This is a genomic window from Micromonospora sp. (assembly GCF_048594385.1).
GTDB lineage: Bacteria > Actinomycetota > Actinomycetes > Mycobacteriales > Micromonosporaceae > Micromonospora > Micromonospora wenchangensis.
This window is the reverse complement of the sequence record NZ_JBMDWU010000117.1, coordinates 1-18,370: the sequence shown is the minus strand read 5'-3', so window position 1 is coordinate 18,370 and position 18,370 is coordinate 1. Positions and strand designations below refer to the sequence as shown.

General features: G+C 72.0%; 15 protein-coding genes and 1 pseudogene. 10 read left to right on the top strand and 6 right to left on the bottom strand.

Features of this window, described 5'->3' with window-relative positions; all coding sequences use genetic code 11:
• Window positions 1-78 precede the first annotated feature (78 nt).
• The 3 genes from ACOJTC_RS05650 to ACOJTC_RS05640 form a co-directional block, all read right to left on the bottom strand.
• Window positions 79-1,206, bottom strand: coding sequence for a cellulose binding domain-containing protein (locus ACOJTC_RS05650; protein WP_420116036.1), 1,128 nt, complete (start codon window positions 1,204-1,206; stop codon window positions 79-81).
• Between the two features lie 611 nt (window positions 1,207-1,817).
• Complete coding sequence (locus tag ACOJTC_RS05645; protein WP_420116035.1) at window positions 1,818-2,816, bottom strand: acetylxylan esterase; 999 nt, start codon at window positions 2,814-2,816, stop codon at window positions 1,818-1,820.
• A 15-nt stretch (window positions 2,817-2,831) separates the two neighbouring features.
• Window positions 2,832-3,872 carry a LacI family DNA-binding transcriptional regulator gene (locus tag ACOJTC_RS05640; protein WP_420116034.1) on the bottom strand — a complete coding sequence of 347 codons (1,041 nt, stop codon included), beginning with the start codon at window positions 3,870-3,872 and terminating at the stop codon, window positions 2,832-2,834.
• A 282-nt stretch (window positions 3,873-4,154) separates the two neighbouring features.
• Here ACOJTC_RS05640 and ACOJTC_RS05635 point away from each other — a divergent pair, with 282 nt between their 5' ends.
• From ACOJTC_RS05635 to ACOJTC_RS05595, 9 genes are all read left to right on the top strand, one after another.
• A complete protein-coding gene (locus ACOJTC_RS05635) occupies window positions 4,155-6,539 on the top strand; it encodes a glycoside hydrolase family 3 N-terminal domain-containing protein (protein WP_420116033.1) in 2,385 nt (794 codons plus the stop codon).
• A gap of 10 nt (window positions 6,540-6,549) precedes the next feature.
• Window positions 6,550-7,518: an ABC transporter permease gene (locus ACOJTC_RS05630; RefSeq protein WP_420116032.1), complete on the top strand. Its 969-nt coding sequence runs from the start codon at window positions 6,550-6,552 to the stop codon at window positions 7,516-7,518.
• Window positions 7,515-8,459 carry a carbohydrate ABC transporter permease gene (locus ACOJTC_RS05625; RefSeq protein WP_281253459.1) on the top strand — a complete coding sequence of 315 codons (945 nt, stop codon included), beginning with the start codon at window positions 7,515-7,517 and terminating at the stop codon, window positions 8,457-8,459. The genes ACOJTC_RS05630 and ACOJTC_RS05625 overlap by 4 nt, the downstream gene beginning before the upstream one ends.
• Before the next feature lie 81 nt (window positions 8,460-8,540).
• Window positions 8,541-10,154 carry an extracellular solute-binding protein gene (locus ACOJTC_RS05620; protein WP_307826008.1) on the top strand — a complete coding sequence of 538 codons (1,614 nt, stop codon included), beginning with the start codon at window positions 8,541-8,543 and terminating at the stop codon, window positions 10,152-10,154.
• A gap of 35 nt (window positions 10,155-10,189) precedes the next feature.
• Window positions 10,190-11,746, top strand: a complete 1,557-nt coding sequence (locus ACOJTC_RS05615) for a GH39 family glycosyl hydrolase (protein ID WP_420116031.1) — start codon at window positions 10,190-10,192, stop codon at window positions 11,744-11,746.
• Window positions 11,743-12,426: a hypothetical protein gene (locus ACOJTC_RS05610; protein WP_420116030.1), complete on the top strand. Its 684-nt coding sequence runs from the start codon at window positions 11,743-11,745 to the stop codon at window positions 12,424-12,426. Before ACOJTC_RS05615 ends, ACOJTC_RS05610 begins: the two co-directional genes overlap by 4 nt.
• Entirely contained in the window at window positions 12,423-14,552 is a 2,130-nt protein-coding gene (locus ACOJTC_RS05605; protein ID WP_420116029.1) for an alpha-glucuronidase, read from the top strand. Before ACOJTC_RS05610 ends, ACOJTC_RS05605 begins: the two co-directional genes overlap by 4 nt.
• Before the next feature lie 66 nt (window positions 14,553-14,618).
• Complete coding sequence (locus ACOJTC_RS05600) at window positions 14,619-15,062, top strand: helix-turn-helix transcriptional regulator (RefSeq protein WP_420116028.1); 444 nt, start codon at window positions 14,619-14,621, stop codon at window positions 15,060-15,062.
• 10 nt (window positions 15,063-15,072) lie between these two features.
• Window positions 15,073-15,483, top strand: a complete 411-nt coding sequence (locus ACOJTC_RS05595; RefSeq protein WP_420116027.1) for a VOC family protein — start codon at window positions 15,073-15,075, stop codon at window positions 15,481-15,483.
• Between the two features lie 24 nt (window positions 15,484-15,507).
• Here the strand turns inward: ACOJTC_RS05595 and ACOJTC_RS05590 are convergent, their stop codons facing one another.
• The 3 genes from ACOJTC_RS05590 to manD all read right to left on the bottom strand — a co-directional run bounded on the left by ACOJTC_RS05590 (window position 15,508) and on the right by manD (window position 17,604).
• The gene (locus tag ACOJTC_RS05590; RefSeq protein ID WP_420116026.1) at window positions 15,508-15,855 is read right to left on the bottom strand and encodes a hypothetical protein; all 348 of its coding nucleotides are present in this window, start codon (window positions 15,853-15,855) and stop codon (window positions 15,508-15,510) included.
• 89 nt (window positions 15,856-15,944) lie between these two features.
• Window positions 15,945-16,307 carry a hypothetical protein gene (locus ACOJTC_RS05585; RefSeq protein ID WP_420116025.1) on the bottom strand — a complete coding sequence of 121 codons (363 nt, stop codon included), beginning with the start codon at window positions 16,305-16,307 and terminating at the stop codon, window positions 15,945-15,947.
• 88 nt (window positions 16,308-16,395) lie between these two features.
• Window positions 16,396-17,604, bottom strand: a complete 1,209-nt coding sequence (gene manD / locus ACOJTC_RS05580) for a D-mannonate dehydratase ManD (RefSeq protein WP_420116024.1) — start codon at window positions 17,602-17,604, stop codon at window positions 16,396-16,398.
• A 383-nt stretch (window positions 17,605-17,987) separates the two neighbouring features.
• Here manD and ACOJTC_RS05575 point away from each other — a divergent pair.
• A pseudogene (locus ACOJTC_RS05575) lies at window positions 17,988-18,370 on the top strand (ribulokinase); the annotation flags it as partial.

Here is an 18,370-nt window from a genome sequence, read left to right as displayed (position 1 = left end):
GTGGGGGGGGGGGGGGTGGGGGGGGGGGGCTCGCGGGGCGGGGGGGGGGGCCCCCCACCGGGGGGGCGCACGGGTGGATCAGGCGACCGAGCAGGCGGTGCCGTTGAGGGTGAACGCGGTCGGCTTGGCCGCGTTGCCGGTGTGTTCGGCCTGGAAGCCGACGTCGACCGAGGTGTTCGGCGCGATCGTGCCGTTGTAGGAGACGTTGCGGGCGGTGACCGCCCCGCTGGTCGGCGTGTAGGTGGCGTTCCAGCTACCGGTGATGGTCTGCCCGCCGGGCAGGGTGAACGCCAGCGCCCACCCGTTGACCGCCGTGCTGCTGGTGTTGGTGATGCTGATCGAGGCGGTCAGGCCGGAGTTCCAGGCGTTGACCGTGTACGCGACCCGGCAACCCGCCGACGGCGGGGGCGTGGTGGGCGGTGGGGTGGTCGGCGGCGGGGTGGTCGGAGGCGGGGTGGTCGGTGGCGGCGTGGTGGGCGGGGCGGTGGTCGGCGGCGTGGTCGGCGTGTTGCCGCCGAGGCTGCCGGGCACCGCCCGCAGGGCGTTGTACCAGGTGGTGGCCATCTTGCGGTAGCCGGTGGCGTTCGGGTGGATGCCGTCGGCCAGGTCGGCCGTGCCCACCGCGCTGAACATGTCCACCAGGTGCACCCGCTTGCCGGCGTTGACCTTGCTCTGCACGATCCCGGGGATCGCCGCGTTGAACGTGCGGACCGCCGACTCGGTGCCGTTGCGCGGGATGATCGTGGCGACGAAGACGTCCGCGTTCGGCGCGGTGTTGGTGATCTTGTCGATCAGGGTGGAGAGCCGGGTCGGCGCGCCGGAGGCGTTGTACATGTCGTTGGTGCCGATGTGCAGCAGCACCGTGCGCGGGGTGGTGTTGCGCAGCCAGTTCACCACGTTGGCGTCGATCTGGGCGATGGTCCAGCCGGAGTGGCCCTCGTGGTCGTGGTCGCCGAGGTTGGACGGACCGTTGAACATCGAGCCGACGAAGTCGACCCGGTAGCCGTCGGCGACCATCCGCTGCCACAGCTCGATGCGGTAGCCGCCGGGGACGTTGAAGCCGTCGGTGATCGAGTCGCCGAGGGGCATCACCCGTACCCCGCCGTTGGACTCGGCGTTGGCGGGTGCGGTCACCACCGACCCGGTGGCGACGGCGGCCACCAGGGCGGCGGTGGCCAGGCCCAGCAGGCGCAGGCCGCGCCGCATGGTGGGCAGCCGTCGGCCGGTGGGTGCGGTACGGGCGGGATGGGGGTGGTCGGACGGGGGTGGCCCGGCGTTCGGGCAGCTCGTGCCGCTCATGGAAACTCCCTGGGGTGGCGTGCGGAGCGCGGTGCGGACGTGCAGCGCGGCGACCGTCCCGGGATGTCGCCGTCTCGTCCGGCTCGTGGACAAGGGGGTGTGCCGGCACGGGCCCGGACGTCGCCCGCGCGCACGGACCGACCGCCGGGTGCCCGGCGGATTGCCCTGGAGCTGACGGGCGGAGGTGCGCCACGCGCGTCGACCGGGAACCCGGACCGCGTCACCGGCGGTGGACGCCGTGTGTGCCGGTGGCCACCGACCCCCGCAGGTGGACGAACCCCGGCGGGTGGACGAACCGGTGACCACGGCCGGAGCGTGCCCTGCGCTCCCGCCGCGATGCACCATATCGTGTTATCGCTAACATCGGCAACAGATCGGTGCGCGACGATGCCCGGGTGAACTACCGGCCGGTTCCCCGACGATGCCGGGTGGCGCGGACCGCCCCTGCGCGGGGCGGCGTCCCGTCCGCCGGTCGGGCCGGTGTCCCCACCCGCGCGGCACCGGTCACCGCCCCACGGTCACCGCGTCGGATCGCCGGTGGCCGGGCGCAGCAGCGGGTCGAGCCAGCGCAGTTGCCGCTCGACCTGCCACGCCTCGCCGCCCTCGTGGCCGTTGAACGGGTAGGTGTGCAGCTCCCGTGGCGGTGTCCCCTCCCGACCGTTCGCCGCGCCGTACTGGTTGTAGGCGGCGAAGCCGGTGCTCGGCGGGCAGACGTTGTCGCGCAGGCCGATGCCGAAGTGCGCGGGCGCGGTGGCCCGCCGGGCGAAGGTCACCCCGTCGACATAGGACAGCGTGTGCCGGACGGCCTCCTCGACCTGCCGGTGCACCGCCAGGTACCGGGCGATCTCGCCGTACGGGGCGGCGTCGGTCAGCTCGATCCCGCGTTGCACGTCGCACAGGAACGGCGCGGTGCTCAGCAGCGCCGCGAGATCGTCGCGCAGGCCGGCGACGGCCAGGGCGAGCCCGCCGCCCTGACTGTTGCCGACGGCTGCCACCCGGGCCGGGTCCACCCCGGGCAGCGCGCGGACCGCGTCGACCGCGCGGACCGCGTCGGTGATCAGCCGGCGGTAGTGGTAGTCGTGCGGGGTGAGGATGCCCCAGGTGGCGGGCCACGGGCCGCCGGGCGCGCCCTGCGGGTCGGGGGTGTCGCCCGCGCCGTGCAGCCCGGACTGGCCCCGGTTGTCCATCAGCAGGTGCGCGTATCCGGCCACCGGCCAGGTCAGCCGCTCGTGCGGCAGGCCCCGGCCGCGCCCGTAGCCGGCGTACTCGACCACGGCGGGCAGTGCGGTCCCGACCCCGGCCGGGCGGGTGTACCAAGCCCGCACCGGGTCACCGGCGAACCCGGCGAAGGTGACGTCCCAGGTGTCGACCAGCCGCAGGTCGGTCCGGTGCGGGCGGACGTCGACCAGCACCGGCCGCTCACGTGCCGCGACGAGCGTGTCCCGCCAGAACTGGTCGAAGTCGGCCGGTTCGACGACGGTCGGCGTGTACTGCCGCAGGTCCTCGCTGGATGTCATGGGTTCCTCGGGGGGTCAGGGACGGGTGGTGGCGGGTGGGGCGGTGCTCTCCCGGACGACCAGCTCGGTCACCAGGTCGATCCGACTGGTCGCCACCGTCGCGCCCCGGGCCAGCTCCAGCAGCATCTGGGTGGCGGTGCCGGCCATGTCCCGCAGGGGCTGGTGCACGGTGGTCAGCGGCGGGTCGGTCCAGCCGGCGACCGGCAGGTCGTCGTACCCGATCACCGAGAGGTCGTCGGGGACCCGCAGGCCGAGCCGGCGGGCGGCCCGGAGCACGCCGATGGCCTGCAGGTCCGAGCCGGCGAAGATCGCGGTCGGCCGGTCGGGCCCGGCGAGCAGTTCCAGGCCGTGGGCGTGCCCGCCGTCGACGTAGAAGCTGCCGTAGCGCACCAGGTCGGCGTCCAGGGGGAGGCCGATCTCGTCGTGGGCGGAGCGGAAGCCGGCGGCGCGGGCCTGGCTGCACAGCACGTCGCGGGGCCCGGAGATGACGGCGATCCGGCGGTGCCCCAGCTCCAGCAGGTGCCGGGTGGCCAGCAGGCCGCCGTTCCAGTTGTTGGAGCCGACCGTCGGCACCGACGCCGAGGTGGCGCTGTCGGTGTCGACGACCACGAACGGGATGCGGTGTTCGGCCAGCATGAGTTGCTGCGGCGGGGTCGGGTGGCAGAGCACGAAGAGCAGGCCCAGTGGACGCCGGGCGACCAGGGCGTCCAGCCGGCGGGGCGCGGGCCGGTGCGCCCCGTCGAGCTGGGAGATGGCGATGCCCAGTCCGGCGGCGGAGGCCACCGCCTCGACCCCGCTCATGATCTCCATCGCCCAGCCGGAGTTGAACTCGTGGAAGACCAGGTCGATCTGGTCGATCCCGGGCGACTGCCGGCGGATGCGGCGGCGGTACCGGTGGCGCTCCAGGCTCTCCTCGACCCGCGCCCGGGTCTCGGCGGCGACGTCCGCCCGCCCGTTGAGCACCTTCGAGACGGTCGCCACCGAAACGCCGACCTCCTCGGCGATGGTGGCGATCGTGGCCGAGGCCTGTGGGATGAGCGGGCGGGACGCGGTCATCGAAGCCTCACCAGGCACGTCCGAAAGTTTCGGAGAACTCTAGCACGTTCGGTTCGAAACCGGGATTCGACAGTGCGGGTAGATTTTGACGGGGGTGAATGTACCTTCCGGGAAATACGCGGCTACATATCCCAATTGAGCCCCTTGACATGCGCCGGCAATGCCTCCTAAGTTGCCCGAAAAAGGTAACGCGCTGTTTACGAAATTTTCGAACCCCCCGCCGCCGCGTCATGCCCGTCCGACGGGCGCCGACGGGGGAGCGTCGAAGCTGAGAGGTGTGGCATGAGAAGTCAGGTGCCCGTCGACGACGGCCCGGCACCCCGCGGAACCCAACCGTGGCGGGACCCCCGACGCTCACCCGCGCAACGGGCCGACGCACTGGTGCCGCTCATGTCGCTGGAGGAGAAGATCGCCCAACTCGTCGGCGTCTGGGTCGGCGCGGAAGCCTCCGGCGAGGGGGTCGCCCCGCACCAGGCCGACATGATCGACGGTGCGCCACCGTGGAGCACCATCATCCGGCACGGGCTCGGCCAGCTGACCCGCCCGTTCGGCACCGCACCCGTGGACCCCGTGGTCGGGGCCCGCTCGTTGGCCGCCTCCCAGGCACAGATCGCCGCCGCGAGCCGGTTCGGCATCCCCGCCCAGGTGCACGAGGAGTGCCTCACCGGCTTCGCCGCCTGGCGGGCCACCGTCTACCCGACCCCGCTGGGCTGGGGCGCCTCCTTCGACCCGGAGCTGGTCGAGGAGATGGCCGGCCGGATCGGCCGCTCGATGCGGGCCGCCGGGGTCCACCAGGGACTCGCCCCGGTGCTCGACGTCACCCGCGACTACCGCTGGGGGCGTACCGAGGAGACCATCGGGGAGGACCCGTACCTGGTCGGGACCACCGGGGCGGCGTACGTGCGGGGCCTGGAACGCGCCGGCATCGTCGCCACCCTCAAACACTTCGCCGGCTACTCCGCCTCCCGGGGCGGACGCAATCTCGCCCCGGTGTCGATGGGTCCCCGGGAACTGGCCGACGTCATCCTGCCGCCGTTCGAGATGGCCCTGCGCCTCGGCGGGGCCCGTTCGGTGATGAACTCGTACGCCGAGATCGACGGCCTGCCCGCCGCGGCCGACGAGGGGCTGCTGACCGGGCTGCTGCGCGACGAGTGGGGCTTCACCGGCACCGTCGTCGCCGACTACTTCGCGGTGCGCTTCCTGCAGACCCTGCACGGGGTGGCCGGTGACGCCGCCGACGCCGCCCGGCTCGCCCTGCGCGCCGGCATCGACGTGGAACTGCCCACCGTGGACGCGTTCGGCGAACCGCTGGTGGCGGCCGTGCGGGCCGGCGCGGTCGACGAGGCGCTGATCGACCGGGCGCTACGCCGGGTGCTGATCCAGAAGATCGAACTCGGGCTGCTCGACGAGGACTGGCAGGAACTGCCCGAGGACGCGGCGAACCTGCGGCTCGACGACGAGACCAGCCGGGACGTCGCCCTGCGGCTGGCCCGCGAGTCGGTGGTGCTGCTGCGCAACGACGGCGTGCTGCCACTGGCCCCCGGCCGGCGGGTCGCCCTGGTCGGCCCCGTCGCCGACGACCCGATGGCCCTGCTCGGCTGCTACTCCTTCCCCAACCACGTCGGGGTCCGCCACCCCGAGCACGGGCTGGGTCTGGAGATCCCCTCGCTGCGCGACGAACTCACCCGGCTGGTTCCCGGCCTCGTGCACGAGCCGGGCTGCGCGATCACCGGCGACGACACCTCGGGCATCGCGGCGGCGGTCACCGCCGCGGCGCAGGCCGACGTCTGCGTGCTCGCCGTCGGTGACCGTGCCGGCATGTTCGGCCGGGGCACCTCCGGCGAGGGCTGCGACGCGCCCGACCTGCGACTGCCCGGCGTCCAGGCCGACCTGGTCCGGGCCGTGCTCGACACCGGCACCCCGGTGGTGCTGGTGCTGATGACCGGCCGGCCCTACGCCCTCGGCCCCGACCACGAGGGCGCCGCGGCCGTCGTGCAGGCGTTCTTCCTCGGCCAGCGTGGCGGGCAGGCGCTCGCCGAGGTGCTCACCGGCGCGGTGAACCCGTCCGGGCGGCTGCCGGTCAGCGTCCCGCGCGACGCCGGGGGCCTGCCCGGCACCTACCTGACCCCGCCGCTGGGCCGCCGCTCCGAGGTGTCCTCGATCGACCCCACCCCGGCGTACCCGTTCGGCCACGGGCTGGGCTACACCACCTTCGCGTGGACCGACCCGGTGGTGTCGGGCGCCGGGGAGACCGGCGGGCCGCCGGCCTGGCCGGTCGACGGCGAGACGACGGTACGGATCACCGTGCGCAACACCGGCGACCGCCCCGGCACCGAGGTGGTCCAGCTCTACCTGCACGACCCGGTCGCCCAGACCACCCGACCCGTGGTCCGGCTGGTCGGCTACGCCCGGGTGCCGCTGGACCCCGGCACGGCGGCGCAGGTCAGCTTCACCGTGCCCGCCGACGTCGCCTCGTTCACCGGGCGCGACGGCCGGCGCATCGTCGAACCCGGCGACGTCGAACTGCGCTTCGGTCGCTCCAGCGGCGACCCGGCGGCGACCCTGCCGCTGCGCCTGACCGGTGCCGAACGGCAGGTCGGCGCGCGACGACACCTGCTCACGGCGGTACGCGTCGAGTCCGCCGGCACCGACCCGCAGGCCGGATAGGAGGCCGAGGATGACATCCCAGACGCTACGGCCGCCGCCACCGGCCGCGGCGACGCCCGCCCCGGCCCGGCGTCGCCGCAACCCCTGGCGGCGGGCCCTGCGCCGGGACTGGCAGCTCTACTCGCTGGCCGTCCTGCCGCTGCTGTTCTTCCTGGTCTTCCGCTATCTGCCGATGATCGGCAACGTGATCGCGTTCCGCCGGTTCAGTCCCGGCGGCAGCGTCTTCGGCGAGTACTGGGTGGGCCTGCGGTACTTCCGGCTGTTCCTGGCCGACCCGACCTTCTGGCAGGTGTTCACCAACACCCTGGTGCTGGGCACGCTGACCCTGCTGTTCTGCTTCCCGCTGCCGATCGTGCTGGCGCTGCTGCTCAACGAGGTCCGGGCCCGCAGGCTCAAGCGGTTCGTCCAGTCGGTGTCCTACCTGCCGCACTTCCTGTCCATCGTGATCGTCGCGGCGATGGTGATGCAGCTGCTGTCGATGGACGGCTCGGTCAACCAGCTGGTCCGGGGGCTCGGCGGGGAGGGCGTGCCGTTCCTGCAGCAGCCGGGATGGTTCCGGGCCGTCTACGTCTCCTCGGAGGTCTGGCAGACCGTCGGCTGGGGGACGATCCTCTATCTGGCGGCGCTCACCACCATCGACGAGAACCTGTACGAGGCGGCCCGGATCGACGGGGCCAACCGCTGGCGGCAGACCTGGCACGTCACGCTGCCCGGGATCCGGCCGACGATGGTGACGCTGCTGATCCTCAACATCGGCACCTTCATGGCCGTCGGGTTCGAGAAGATCCTGCTGCTGTACAACCCGCTGACCTACCCGACCGCCGACGTGATCTCCACGTACCTGTTCCGGCTGGGTTTCGAGTCCAGCAACTTCAGCTACGCCGCCGCGATCGGCCTGTTCGAGGCGGTGATCGGGTTGATCCTGGTGCTGAGCGCCAACACCATCTCCCGCCGTACGGTGGGGACGAGCCTGTGGTGACCGTGGCACCCGGCACTGCCGGCCCGAAGACCCCGGCGGCCCGCCCCGCGTCCCGCCGCCGCCGGGGCATCCGCCCGACCCGGGGCTACCGGGTCTTCCAGGCGGTCAACGCCGTGGTGCTGACCCTCGTGGTGGTGGTGACGCTCTACCCGTTCGTCAACATCGTGGCCCGGTCGCTCAGCGACGAGGCGCCGATCATCGCCGGCAAGGTCAACCTCGTCCCGCAGGGCTTCAACCTCACCGCCTACCGGCTGGTGATGTCCGACCCGATGTTCTGGACGAACTACCGCAACACCGTGGTCTACACCGTCGTCGCCACCGCGATCTCGATCGTGCTGACCACCTGCTACGCGTACGTGTTGTCCAAGCACCAGCTCAAGGGGCGGGGGGTGCTCGTCGGGGTCGCCGTGTTCACCATGTTCTTCTCCGGCGGGCTGATCCCCAACTACGTGCTCATCACCAGCCTGGGCATGAAGAACAGCATCTGGGCGGTGGTCCTGCCCAACGCGATCAACGTGTTCAACCTGCTGGTGATGAAGGCGTTCTTCGAGAGCCTGCCGGTGGAGTTGGAGGAGGCCGCCGCCGTCGACGGGCTGAGCACGTACGGCACCCTGCTGCGGATCGTGCTGCCGCTGTCCAAGGCGATCATCGCCACGATGGTGCTGTTCTACGCGGTGTCCTTCTGGAACTCCTGGTTCACCGCGTTCCTCTACCTGGACCAGCAGGACCTGCTCCCGGTCACGGTCTACCTGCGTAACCTCATCGCCGGGGCGACCGGGGCGCAGTCCGCCGGTGGCGTCGCCGAGTCCGACGCGGTGCAGGCGGCGGCCACCATCCAGGCCGTGACCATCGTGCTCACCACCCTGCCGATCCTCGCGGTCTACCCCTTCATCCAGCGGTTCTTCGTGTCCGGCGTGATGCTCGGCGCGGTCAAGGGGTAGCCCGGCCGACCGCTCCACCCACTGCACCCCCACACCACCTGATCGAAAGGACGAGCCATGTTCCACAGGACGTGGCGCCGCGTGGCGATAGCCGCTGCCGGGCTGCTCACCCTCACCCTCGTCGGGGCCTGCTCCGACGACGCCCCGGACGCCAAGGACCTCGACGGCAACCGGGCCGGCGCGATGGCCGACTACGGGATCGACAAGCAGTTCAAGGCCACCGAGCCGCTGTCCTTCCCCATCCTCTACAACAACCACCCCAACTACCCGCTCAAGGACGACTGGCTGTTCTGGTCGGAGCTGACCAAGCGGACCAACGTCAAGCTCGCCCCGGTGGCCGTGCCGCTGAGCGACTACGAGCAGAAGCGCAGCCTGCTGATCGGCGCCGGTGACGCCCCGCTGATCATCCCGAAGACCTACCACCCGTCGGAGAACGCCTTCGTCTCCTCCGGCGCGATCCTGCCGGTGAGCGACTACCTGGACCTGATGCCCAACCTCAAGGACAAGATCGCCAAGTGGAACCTCCAACCGGAGTTCGACACGCTGCGACAGTCCGACGGCAAGTTCTACCTGCTCCCCGGCCTGCACGAGAAGCCGTGGGCGGAGTACTCGATCGCGGTGCGCACCGACATCCTCCAGCAGCTCAACCTCCCGATCCCCAAGACCTGGGACGAGCTGTACACCGTGCTCAAGGCGATGAAGGCGCGCTACCCCGACTCGTACCCGTACTCGGACCGGTGGAGCAAGCCGAACCCGGGCGGGGAGCTGCTGAGCATCGTCGGCGCCGCGCACGGCCTGCGGACCGGGTGGAGCTGGAACCCCGCCACCTGGGACCCGGCGGCGAAGAAGTTCGTCTACACCGGCGCCACCGAGCAGTACAAGCAGGTCATCGTGTACCTCAACAAGCTGGTGGCGGAGAAGCTGCTCGACCCGGAGAGCTTCACCCAGACCGATGAGCAGGCCCGGCAGAAGCTCGCCAACGGCAAGTCCTTCGTCATCGGCAGCAACGCCCAGACCCTGGTCAACGACTACCGCCCCGACCTGGCCAAGACCCTGCCGAACGCCAAGCTGACGAAGATCCCGATGCTGGTCGGCCCGGCCGGCGAGATCAACCCGGCCAGCCGGCTGGAGAACGGCGTCATGATCTCCAAGAAGGCCCGGGACAGCAAGAACTTCGTGGCGATGATGCAGTTCATCGACTGGCTGTACTACTCCGACGCCGGCCAGGAGTTCGCCAAGTGGGGCGTCGAGGGCACCACCTACAGCAAGGACGCCGCCGGCAAGTACACCCTGAACCCCGACGTCGACATGATCGGGCTCAACCCCAAGGGCAGCAAGCACCTGCAGAAGGACTTCGGCTTCGGCAACGGGGTGTTCGCCTACGGCGGCAAGCTCGACCTGGTGCAGTCGTTCTTCTCCCCGGAGGAGATGGAGTTCCAGAAGGTGATGAACGCGCGCACGCCGCTGCCGGTGGACCCGCCGGCCCCGCTCACCGACGAGGAGCGGGAGCAGGCGTCGCTGTGGGAGACGCCGCTGAAGGACCACGTCGTGCAGAACACGCTGAAGTTCATCCTCGGCCAGCGGCCCCTCACCGAGTGGGACGCCTACGTCGGCGAACTGAAGGCCAAGAACGCCGACCAGTACATCGGCCTGGTCAACAAGGCGCACGAGCGGTTCGAGAAGGACAACGGCTGACCGACCCGGCCCGGCGAGCACCGGAGGACACCACCATGCGGATCACCGTTCCCGCCCGACCCGTGGGGCAGCTCACCGACGCCTGGCGGCGGTGTGTCGGCACGGGACGATTCGAGTTGGCCCTGCGCCGCGACTACCAGGACTCGCTGGCCCTCATCCAGCAGGACATCGGATTCCGGCACATCCGGGGGCACGGCCTGCTCAGTGACGGCGTCGGCGTCCACCGCCCCTACCACAACGGCGGCGAACGTCAGGTGCACCACTCCTTCACGTACGTCGACCAGGTCGTCGACGCCTACCTCGGCCTGGGCATCCGGCCGTTCGTGGAGCTGGGCTTCATGCCCGAGGGGCTGGCCTCCGGCGAGCAGACGGTGTTCTGGTGGCAGGGCAACGTCACCCCGCCCCGCTGCTTCAGGGAGTGGGGCGACCTGGTCCGCGCCACGGTGGCCCACCTGGTCGACCGGTACGGCCTCGACGAGGTGCGCGGCTGGCCGATCGAGGTGTGGAACGAGCCGAACCTGCCCGACTTCTGGCAGGACGCCGACCGCAACGCCTACCACCGCCTCTACGAGGTGACCGCGCACGCGGTCAAGGAGGTCGACGCCGGGCTGCAGGTCGGCGGCCCGGCCATCTCGCCCGGCGCGGACGACTGGTGGGAGCCCTTCGCCGACTTCGTCACCACGCACGACGTGCCCGTCGACTTCGTCAGCCGGCACGCCTACACCTCCGGTCCCGCCCAGCACGTGCCGTTCGGCACCCACCAGACCCTGGCCCCGGCGTCGTCGCTGCTGGAACAGTTCGCCGCCCCGCGCCGGCACCTGTACGGCACCGCGCTGGCCGACCTGCCGGTGCACATCACCGAGTTCAACTCCTCCTACCGGCCGGACAACCCGATCCACGACACGGCCTTCCACGCGGCCTACCTCGCCCCGGTGCTGGCGGCCGGCGGCGACCTGGTCGACTCCTTCTCGTACTGGACGTTCAGCGACGTGTTCGAGGAGGTTGGGGTGCCGACCGCGCTGTTCCACGGCGGGTTCGGCCTGCTCACCCACCGCCAGATCAAGAAACCCACCTACCACCTGTACGCGTTCCTGGCCCGGCTCGGCGGCGACGTGCTCGCGCGGGGCGTCGACCACCTGGTCACCCGGCACCCCGACGGCCGGGTCGCCATCCTGGCCTGGGCCCCGGTGGACGTGACCGGCCTGCACCCGGTGCCCGACCGGCATCGGCTGGCCCTGTCGGTCCCGGTGGCCCCCGCCCAGACGACGGGCGGGGAGGTCACCTCGGCCTTCCTGCTCCGCTCCTCGGTCAACGAGGACGTCGGCAACGCCTGGACGGCCTGGAGCGAGATGGGCCGCCCCCGGTCCCCCCGCCCGGGGCAGCTCGACGCCCTGCGGGAGGCCGCCGAACCGGCCCGCTCCCACCGTGCCCTGCCGATCACCGCCGGCCGGGTCGACCTCGACCTCGACCTGGCCCGGCACGAGGTCACCCTCGTCGAGTTGGCCGCGGTCCGCGACGAGACCCCGCCGTGGTGGGACGGGGCGCGGCTGCTCGGCGGCCCCCCGGCGGCCGACCGGCAGGAGCGGTCGTGAGCGCGCAGACCTGGCGGGAGGTCGGCGACGGCCCGTTGTCGCGGGCCGCCGCCGCGGTGTACACGGTGCTCGTCGTCGGTTTCCTGCTGGTCCTCACCACCCTCCCCGGGCTGGTCCCGGTGCTCCTGCTGGGCCGTGACGCCAGCAACCTGCCGCTGGTGGCGCTCTGCCTGGTCCCGGTCGGTCCGGCCGTCTCCGCCGCCCTGTACGCCCTGCACCACCAACGCCCCGACCTGACCGACCTGCGGCCCGCCGTCCGGTTCCGGCAGGGTTACCGGGCCAACCTCGGGCAGGTGCTGCGGATCTGGGTGCCGCTGCTGCTCTGGCTGACCGTCATCGCGGTCAACCTCGCCCACCTGTCCGTCGCGGGCGTCCCCACCGGCTGGGCGGTGCCGCTGCTCGCGATCGGGGGCGCGCTCACCCTGGCCGGCGGCAACGCGCTGGTGATCGCCTCGCTGTTCACCTTCCGCACCCGCGACGTGCTCCGGCTGGCGCTGTACTTCCTGGTCCGTACGCCCACCGTCACCGTCGGCACCGCCCTGCTGCTGGCCGCCGCCGGGGCGCTCACCGTGCTTGTCTCCGAGGCGCTGCCGGTGCTGCTGGCCGGGCCGTTCGTCCTGGCGTACCTGCGGGTCGCCGCCCCGATGACCGACCTCGTGCGTAAGGACTTCACCCGATGACCAGCCCCGCCACCGCCCCGGCCACCGGCACCGGAGCGGGGGAACCGCCGCCGCACCCGGCGTGGCTGCCGCCGGAGGCGTTCCGGGCGATCGGTGCCCGTCGGGTGCTGGTGCACGGCGACGGTCCGCTCGTCGACACGGTCCACGACGAGGTGGCCCGCGCCTGCGCACGGCACGGCGGGCGGGTGCAGCGGACCGTCGCCGGGCCGGTCGACCTGGTGCTCGCCCTGCGCGACTCGGGACCGCTGCCCGAGGCGGTGCCGCCCGCCGCGACGGCGGCCCCGGGCCCCGACGGCGGGTCGCCGGGCGACGAGGGCTTCCTGCTGACCCGCTCCGACGGCGTCACGGTCGTGCTGGCCGACGCCCCGGCCGGACTGCTGTACGGGCTGTTCCACCTGGTCCGCCTCGGCGAGGCCGCCTTCACCGGGGAGCAGCCGACGCGGGTGCACCGGCCGGTGCTGCGCCGCCGGATGCTCGACCACTGGGACAACGTGGCGGTGCACCCGGTGATGGGGCAGGTGGAGCGGGGCTACGCCGGGGGGTCGATCTTCTGGCGGGACGGCCGGCCGCGCGGCGACCGGGACCGGCTGCGGGCGTACGGGCGGTTGCTCGCCTCCATGGGGATCAACGCGATCTCGGTGAACAACGTCAACGTCGGCCCCACCGAGGCGCTGCTGCTCACCGACCGGCTCGACGACGTGGCCGAGATCGCCGACCTGCTGCGTCCGTACGGCGTCCGGGTGCACCTGTCGGTGACCTTCGCCGCCCCCGTCGTCCTCGGCGGCCTGTCCACCGCCGACCCGCTCGACGACGGGGTGCGCGACTGGTGGGAGAGCACCACCCGCCGGGTCTACGCGCGCATCCCCGACTTCGGCGGGTACGTGGTGAAGGCCGACTCGGAGGGGCAGCCCGGCCCGTTCAGCTACGGCCGCGACCACGCCGACGGGGCGAACCTGCTGGCCGGCGCGCTCGCCCCGCACGGGGGAGTGGTGCACTGGCGGGCGTTCGTCTACGACCACCGGCGGGACTGGCGGGACCGGACGACCGACCGGGCCCGTGCCGCCTACGACCACTTCGCCCCGCTGGACGGGCGGTTCGCCGAGAACGTCGTGCTCCAGGTGAAGTTCGGCCCGGTCGACTTCCAGCCCCGCGAGCCGGTCTCGCCGGTGATCGCCGCCATGCCGGCCACCCGGCTGGCGGTCGAGTTGCAGGTGACCCAGGAGTACACCGGCCAGCAGTGGCACGCCTGCTACCTCGCCCCCTGGTGGCACGAGGTGCTGGCGTTCCGGCTGTGGGGGCCGGCGGAGCGCAGCGTCGCCGACGTGCTGGCCGACGTGCTGGCCGACGTGCTGGCCGACGTGCCCGGCCCGGGGCCGCACCGGGGCGGCGAACTGGTGGCGGTGGCCAACGTGGGCGACGACCCGTTCTGGTGCGGGCATCCACTGGCCCAGGCCAACCTGTACGCCTTCGGCCGGCTGGCCTGGGACCCACGGCTCGACCCGGTGGCGCTCCTCGACGAGTGGATCGACCTGACCTTCCCGGCCTCGACGGTCGGTGACCCGGCGCTGGTCCGCGAGACGCTGCACGCCGTGCTGGACGACTCGTGGCGCACCTACGAGCGGTACACCGCCCCGCTGGGCGTCGGCTTCATGGTGAACCCGGCCGGCCACTACGGGCCGGGGGTCGACGGCTACGAGTACAGCCGGTGGGGCACCTACCACTTCGCCGACCGCGACGGCGTCGGGGTGGACCGGACCTGTGCGACCGGCACCGGGTTCGCCGGCCAGTACCCGCCGCCCTGGTCACAGGTGTACGAGTCGCTGGAGCAGTGCCCGGACGAGCTGCTGCTCTTCTTCCACCACGTGCCGTACTCCCACGTGCTGCACAGCGGTAGCACGGTCATCCAGCACATCTACGACACCCACTTCGCGGGGGTGGAGGAGGTGGTGGCGATGCGGGACCGGTGGTCCCGGCTCGCCGGGATGATCGATCCGGCGGTGCACGACCGGGTCACCGAGCGTCTCGCCGAGCAGCTGCGCTGCGCGACCGAGTGGCGGGACCAGGTCAACACGTACTTCTTCCGTAAGTCCGGGGTGCCCGACGCCCGGGGTCGCCGCATCCACTGACCCCCGCGCCCGACCCGCCCCGGGGTGGCGTCGACGTCGGCCGGCGGAACCTGGCACGATCACGGGATGACCGGCCGATCCGCCCCCGACCAGCAGCTACGTGACCTGGCCCGGCTGCGCCGGGTGCGGGACCGGATCGACCGGGAGTACGCCCGACCGCTGGACGTCGAGGCGCTCGCCCGGGGCGTGCACATGTCGGCGGGTCACCTGAGCCGGCAGTTCCGCCGCGCCTACGGCGAGTCACCGTACTCCTATCTGATGACCAGGCGCATCGAGCGGGCGATGGCGCTGCTGCGCCGGGGCGACCTCAGCGTCACCGAGGTCTGCTTCGCGGTCGGCTGCTCGTCGCTGGGCACCTTCAGCACCCGCTTCGCCGAGCTGGTCGGCATGCCGCCGAGCAGCTACCGGGCGCTGGCGGCGCGGGGGTCGGCGCAGTTGCCGCCGTGCCTGACCAGACAGGTGACCCGACCGGTCAGGAATCGAGAAGCACCCGCCCCGGTCATCACCTAGCGTGAGCGGCATGGATCTCACCATCGACACCTGCGTCCTGCCGCACGACGACCCGGACGCCTCGCTGGCCTTCTACCGCGACATCCTCGGCTTCGAGGTCCGTAACGACGTCGGCGGGGGGAGGATGCGCTGGATCACCGTCGGGCCACCCGGTCAGCCCGGCACGTCGATCCTGCTGGCCCCGCCGGCGGTCGACCCCGGGGTCACCGACGAGGAACGCCGGACCATCGCCGAGATGATGGCCAAGGGCACCTACGGCTGGCTGATGCTGGCCACCCCCGACCTCGACGGCACCTTCGAGAAGGTGCAGGCCGGCGCCGCCGAGGTCGTCCAGGAGCCGATCGACCAGCCGTACGGGGTGCGCGACTGCGCCTTCCGCGACCCGGCCGGCAACCTGATCCGGGTCAAGGAGCTGCGCTGACTGCCCGTCCGGTGGGGTGGTCGGTCAGCAGTAGGTCCAGTCGCCCCACTGGTCGATCGGTACGTTGCAGGTGCTGCCCCGGGCCCAGGTCCCGTTCGAGTAGTAGAAGTTGACGGTCACGAACCCGCGCCACCACCAGCCGTAGAGCTGGCCGTAGCCGGACGAGTCGAGCGGGATCGAGGGGGAGTAGACCCAGTCGCCTGACTGGTTGTATCCCTCCAGGTAGACGAACCCGTAGGCCGGGCCGCTGTAGTTGAACGCGATCTGCTGACCGTTGGAGCCGGCCACCGCAGGCGGGGCGGCGGCTGTCGCGGCGGCCACCGTGACGGCCGCACCGACCGCGATCCTGCCGATTCTCGTCGGTATCCGCATGTTCACCTCTTCTGACCGGGGCGTCGACGTGGCTGGCGGTGCAGGGGCGTGGGCCGGGCCTCCTGCCGCCGGAGGGGCGGCGGTGGCCGTCAGAAGCAGGAGGTCCAGTCCGAACCGCTCTGCTCGGTCGGTACCCAGCAGGTACGGCTGTCCCGGCTGGCCCCGTCGGCGTAGTAGAAGTGCACCGTGACCCACCCCTTCCACCACCAGTCGTTCAACGCCCCGTAGCCGGTGGCACCGAGGTAGATCGACGGGGAGGTCACGTACTGTCCGTTGTTGTTGGTGCCCTCGAGGGTGGCGCGGCCCCAGGCGGGACCCCAGTCGAAGTAGACCTGTTGCCCGTTCGAGCCGGCCCGCGCCGGCGTCCCGGCGGACAGGCCGCCGGTCACACCGACCGCCATCGCGACGGTCGTGGCGAGGAGCCGGCCCGCACCGGTCCGTGCTGTCGTCATGGCACCGTCCTCACTCCAAAGTGTCCATCCGTGTACGTACGGTAGACCCCGGCGGGTCGGATGCCCAGACGTCCGGTCGTTCCCGCGGTCACCAGGGGTGGACGGTGCCGTCCTCCAGCCGGTTGACCGGCAGGTACGCCGGGGCGTACGGGTAACGGGCCGCCGCCTCTTCGTCGATGTCCACCCCGAGTCCGGGGGTCTCCGCCGGGTGCAGGTAGCCGTCGGCGTAGTGGTAGCCGTGCGGGAAGATTTCGTCGGTGGCGTCGGTGTGCCGCATGTACTCCTGCAGGCCGAAGTTGGGGATGGCCAGGTCGACGTGGAGGGCGGCGGCCATGCAGACCGGGGAGAGGTCGGTGGCCCCGTGCGAGCCGCTGCGTACGTGGTGCAGCGCCGCCAGGTCGAAGATGCGCCGCAGGTGGGTGATGCCCCCGGCGTGCACCACCGTGGTGCGGATGTAGTCGATGAGCTGTTCCCGGATGAGCTGGGCGGCGTCCCAGATGGTGTTGAACACCTCGCCGACGGCGACCGGGGTGGTGGTGTGCTGCCGGATCAGCCGGAACCCCTCCGGCAGCTCGGCGGGGACCGGGTCCTCCATCCAGGTCAGCGCGTACGGCTCCAGGCTCCTGCCGAGCCGGGCGGCCTCGATCGGGCTGAGCCGGTGGTGCACGTCGTGCAGCAGCCGCAGGGTGGGGCCGAACTCGTCGCGTACCCGGGCGAAGACCGTCGGGACGTGCGCCAGGTACCGCGCGGTGGACCAGGTGGCCTCGCTGGGCAGGGCCGCGTCGGCCGGCTCGTAGAACAGCTTGTCGGCGCTGACCCCGTAGGTCTTCGGCAGGCCCGGCACACCGCACTGCACCCGGATCGCCCGGTAGCCGAGGTCCACGTAGCGGGCGACCTCGACCAGCACGTCCTCGACGGTCTCGCCGTTGGCGTGCCCGTAGACGGTGACCCCGTCGCGGGACCGGCCGCCGAGCAGCTGGTAGACCGGCAGGCCGGCGACCTTGCCCTTGATGTCCCACAGCGCGGTGTCCACGGCGGCGATCGCGCTCATCGTCACCGGTCCACGCCGCCAGTAGGCCCCCTGGTAGAGGTACTGCCAGGTGTCCTCGATCCGGGCCGGGTCGCGCCCGATCAGCAGCGGCACGACGTGGTCGCGCAGGTAGGACGCGACGGCGAGTTCCCGGCCGTTGAGGGTGGCGTCCCCGACGCCGGTGACCCCCTCGTCGGTGACGATCTTCAGGGTGACGAAGTTGCGGCCCGGACAGGTCACGATGACCCGGGCGTCGACGATCCTCATACGGCCTCCTGCGGGTGGCGGCGAAGGCCGTGTGGTCCGTCTCGGGCGGACGAGGGCCGTGGTCCGTCGTGCGGGCACGGCAGGTGGACGCGACGACGCCGGTGGACCGGTCGCCGCCCGTCCGGCCCGGCTCCGGGCCCGCCGCGCGGTCGCCACGAAGTTTGGAACCGCCCGCGCGGGCGTGTCAAGGGTCGGCCCGACCGAACGGATGTGACCGCTCACCTGTTCGGCGTATGTCGGCTGTTCGATGGCTGGTCGGAGCGGTGATCGTGGATGCCGTGCCGGGGCCGCTCAGGATGGTTACGGCAGTGTTACATGGATGCGCCTTGACGGATTCCATGTGAGCGCTAACACTTGCCCCCAACGATTGAACGGAGAACGGCATGGATGCAGGCGCGAAGCCGCAGGACCGGTACGTCGTCGGCGTCGACTACGGCACGCTGTCGGGTCGGGCGCTGGTGGTGCGGGTCGGCGACGGCGCCGAGCTGGGCACGGCGGTGCACGAGTACCGCCACGCGGTGATGGAGACGACGCTCGCCGCCGACGGCCAGCCCCTGCCGGCCGACTGGGCGCTGCAGGACCCGGACGACTACCGCGAGGTGCTGCGCCGGGCGGTGCCCGCCGCGCTCGCCGAGAGCGGCGTCGACCCGGCCCAGGTGGTCGCCATCGGCATCGACTTCACCGCCTGCACCGTGCTGCCCACCCTGGCCGACGGCACGCCGCTGTGCGAGCTGCCCGACCTGCGTACCCGGCCGCACGCCTGGGT

Coding starts and splice junctions, on each gene's coding strand:
- ACOJTC_RS05650 (WP_420116036.1), bottom strand. CDS start 1,206: ATGCGGCGCGGCCTGCGCCTGCTGGGCCTGGCCACCGCCGCCCTGGTG.
- ACOJTC_RS05645 (WP_420116035.1), bottom strand. CDS start 2,816: ATGACATCCAGCGAGGACCTGCGGCAGTACACGCCGACCGTCGTCGAA.
- ACOJTC_RS05640 (WP_420116034.1), bottom strand. CDS start 3,872: ATGACCGCGTCCCGCCCGCTCATCCCACAGGCCTCGGCCACGATCGCC.
- ACOJTC_RS05635 (WP_420116033.1), top strand. CDS start 4,155: ATGAGAAGTCAGGTGCCCGTCGACGACGGCCCGGCACCCCGCGGAACC.
- ACOJTC_RS05630 (WP_420116032.1), top strand. CDS start 6,550: ATGACATCCCAGACGCTACGGCCGCCGCCACCGGCCGCGGCGACGCCC.
- ACOJTC_RS05615 (WP_420116031.1), top strand. CDS start 10,190: ATGCGGATCACCGTTCCCGCCCGACCCGTGGGGCAGCTCACCGACGCC.
- ACOJTC_RS05605 (WP_420116029.1), top strand. CDS start 12,423: ATGACCAGCCCCGCCACCGCCCCGGCCACCGGCACCGGAGCGGGGGAA.
- ACOJTC_RS05600 (WP_420116028.1), top strand. CDS start 14,619: ATGACCGGCCGATCCGCCCCCGACCAGCAGCTACGTGACCTGGCCCGG.
- ACOJTC_RS05595 (WP_420116027.1), top strand. CDS start 15,073: ATGGATCTCACCATCGACACCTGCGTCCTGCCGCACGACGACCCGGAC.
- ACOJTC_RS05590 (WP_420116026.1), bottom strand. CDS start 15,855: ATGCGGATACCGACGAGAATCGGCAGGATCGCGGTCGGTGCGGCCGTC.
- ACOJTC_RS05585 (WP_420116025.1), bottom strand. CDS start 16,307: ATGACGACAGCACGGACCGGTGCGGGCCGGCTCCTCGCCACGACCGTC.
- manD (WP_420116024.1), bottom strand. CDS start 17,604: ATGAGGATCGTCGACGCCCGGGTCATCGTGACCTGTCCGGGCCGCAAC.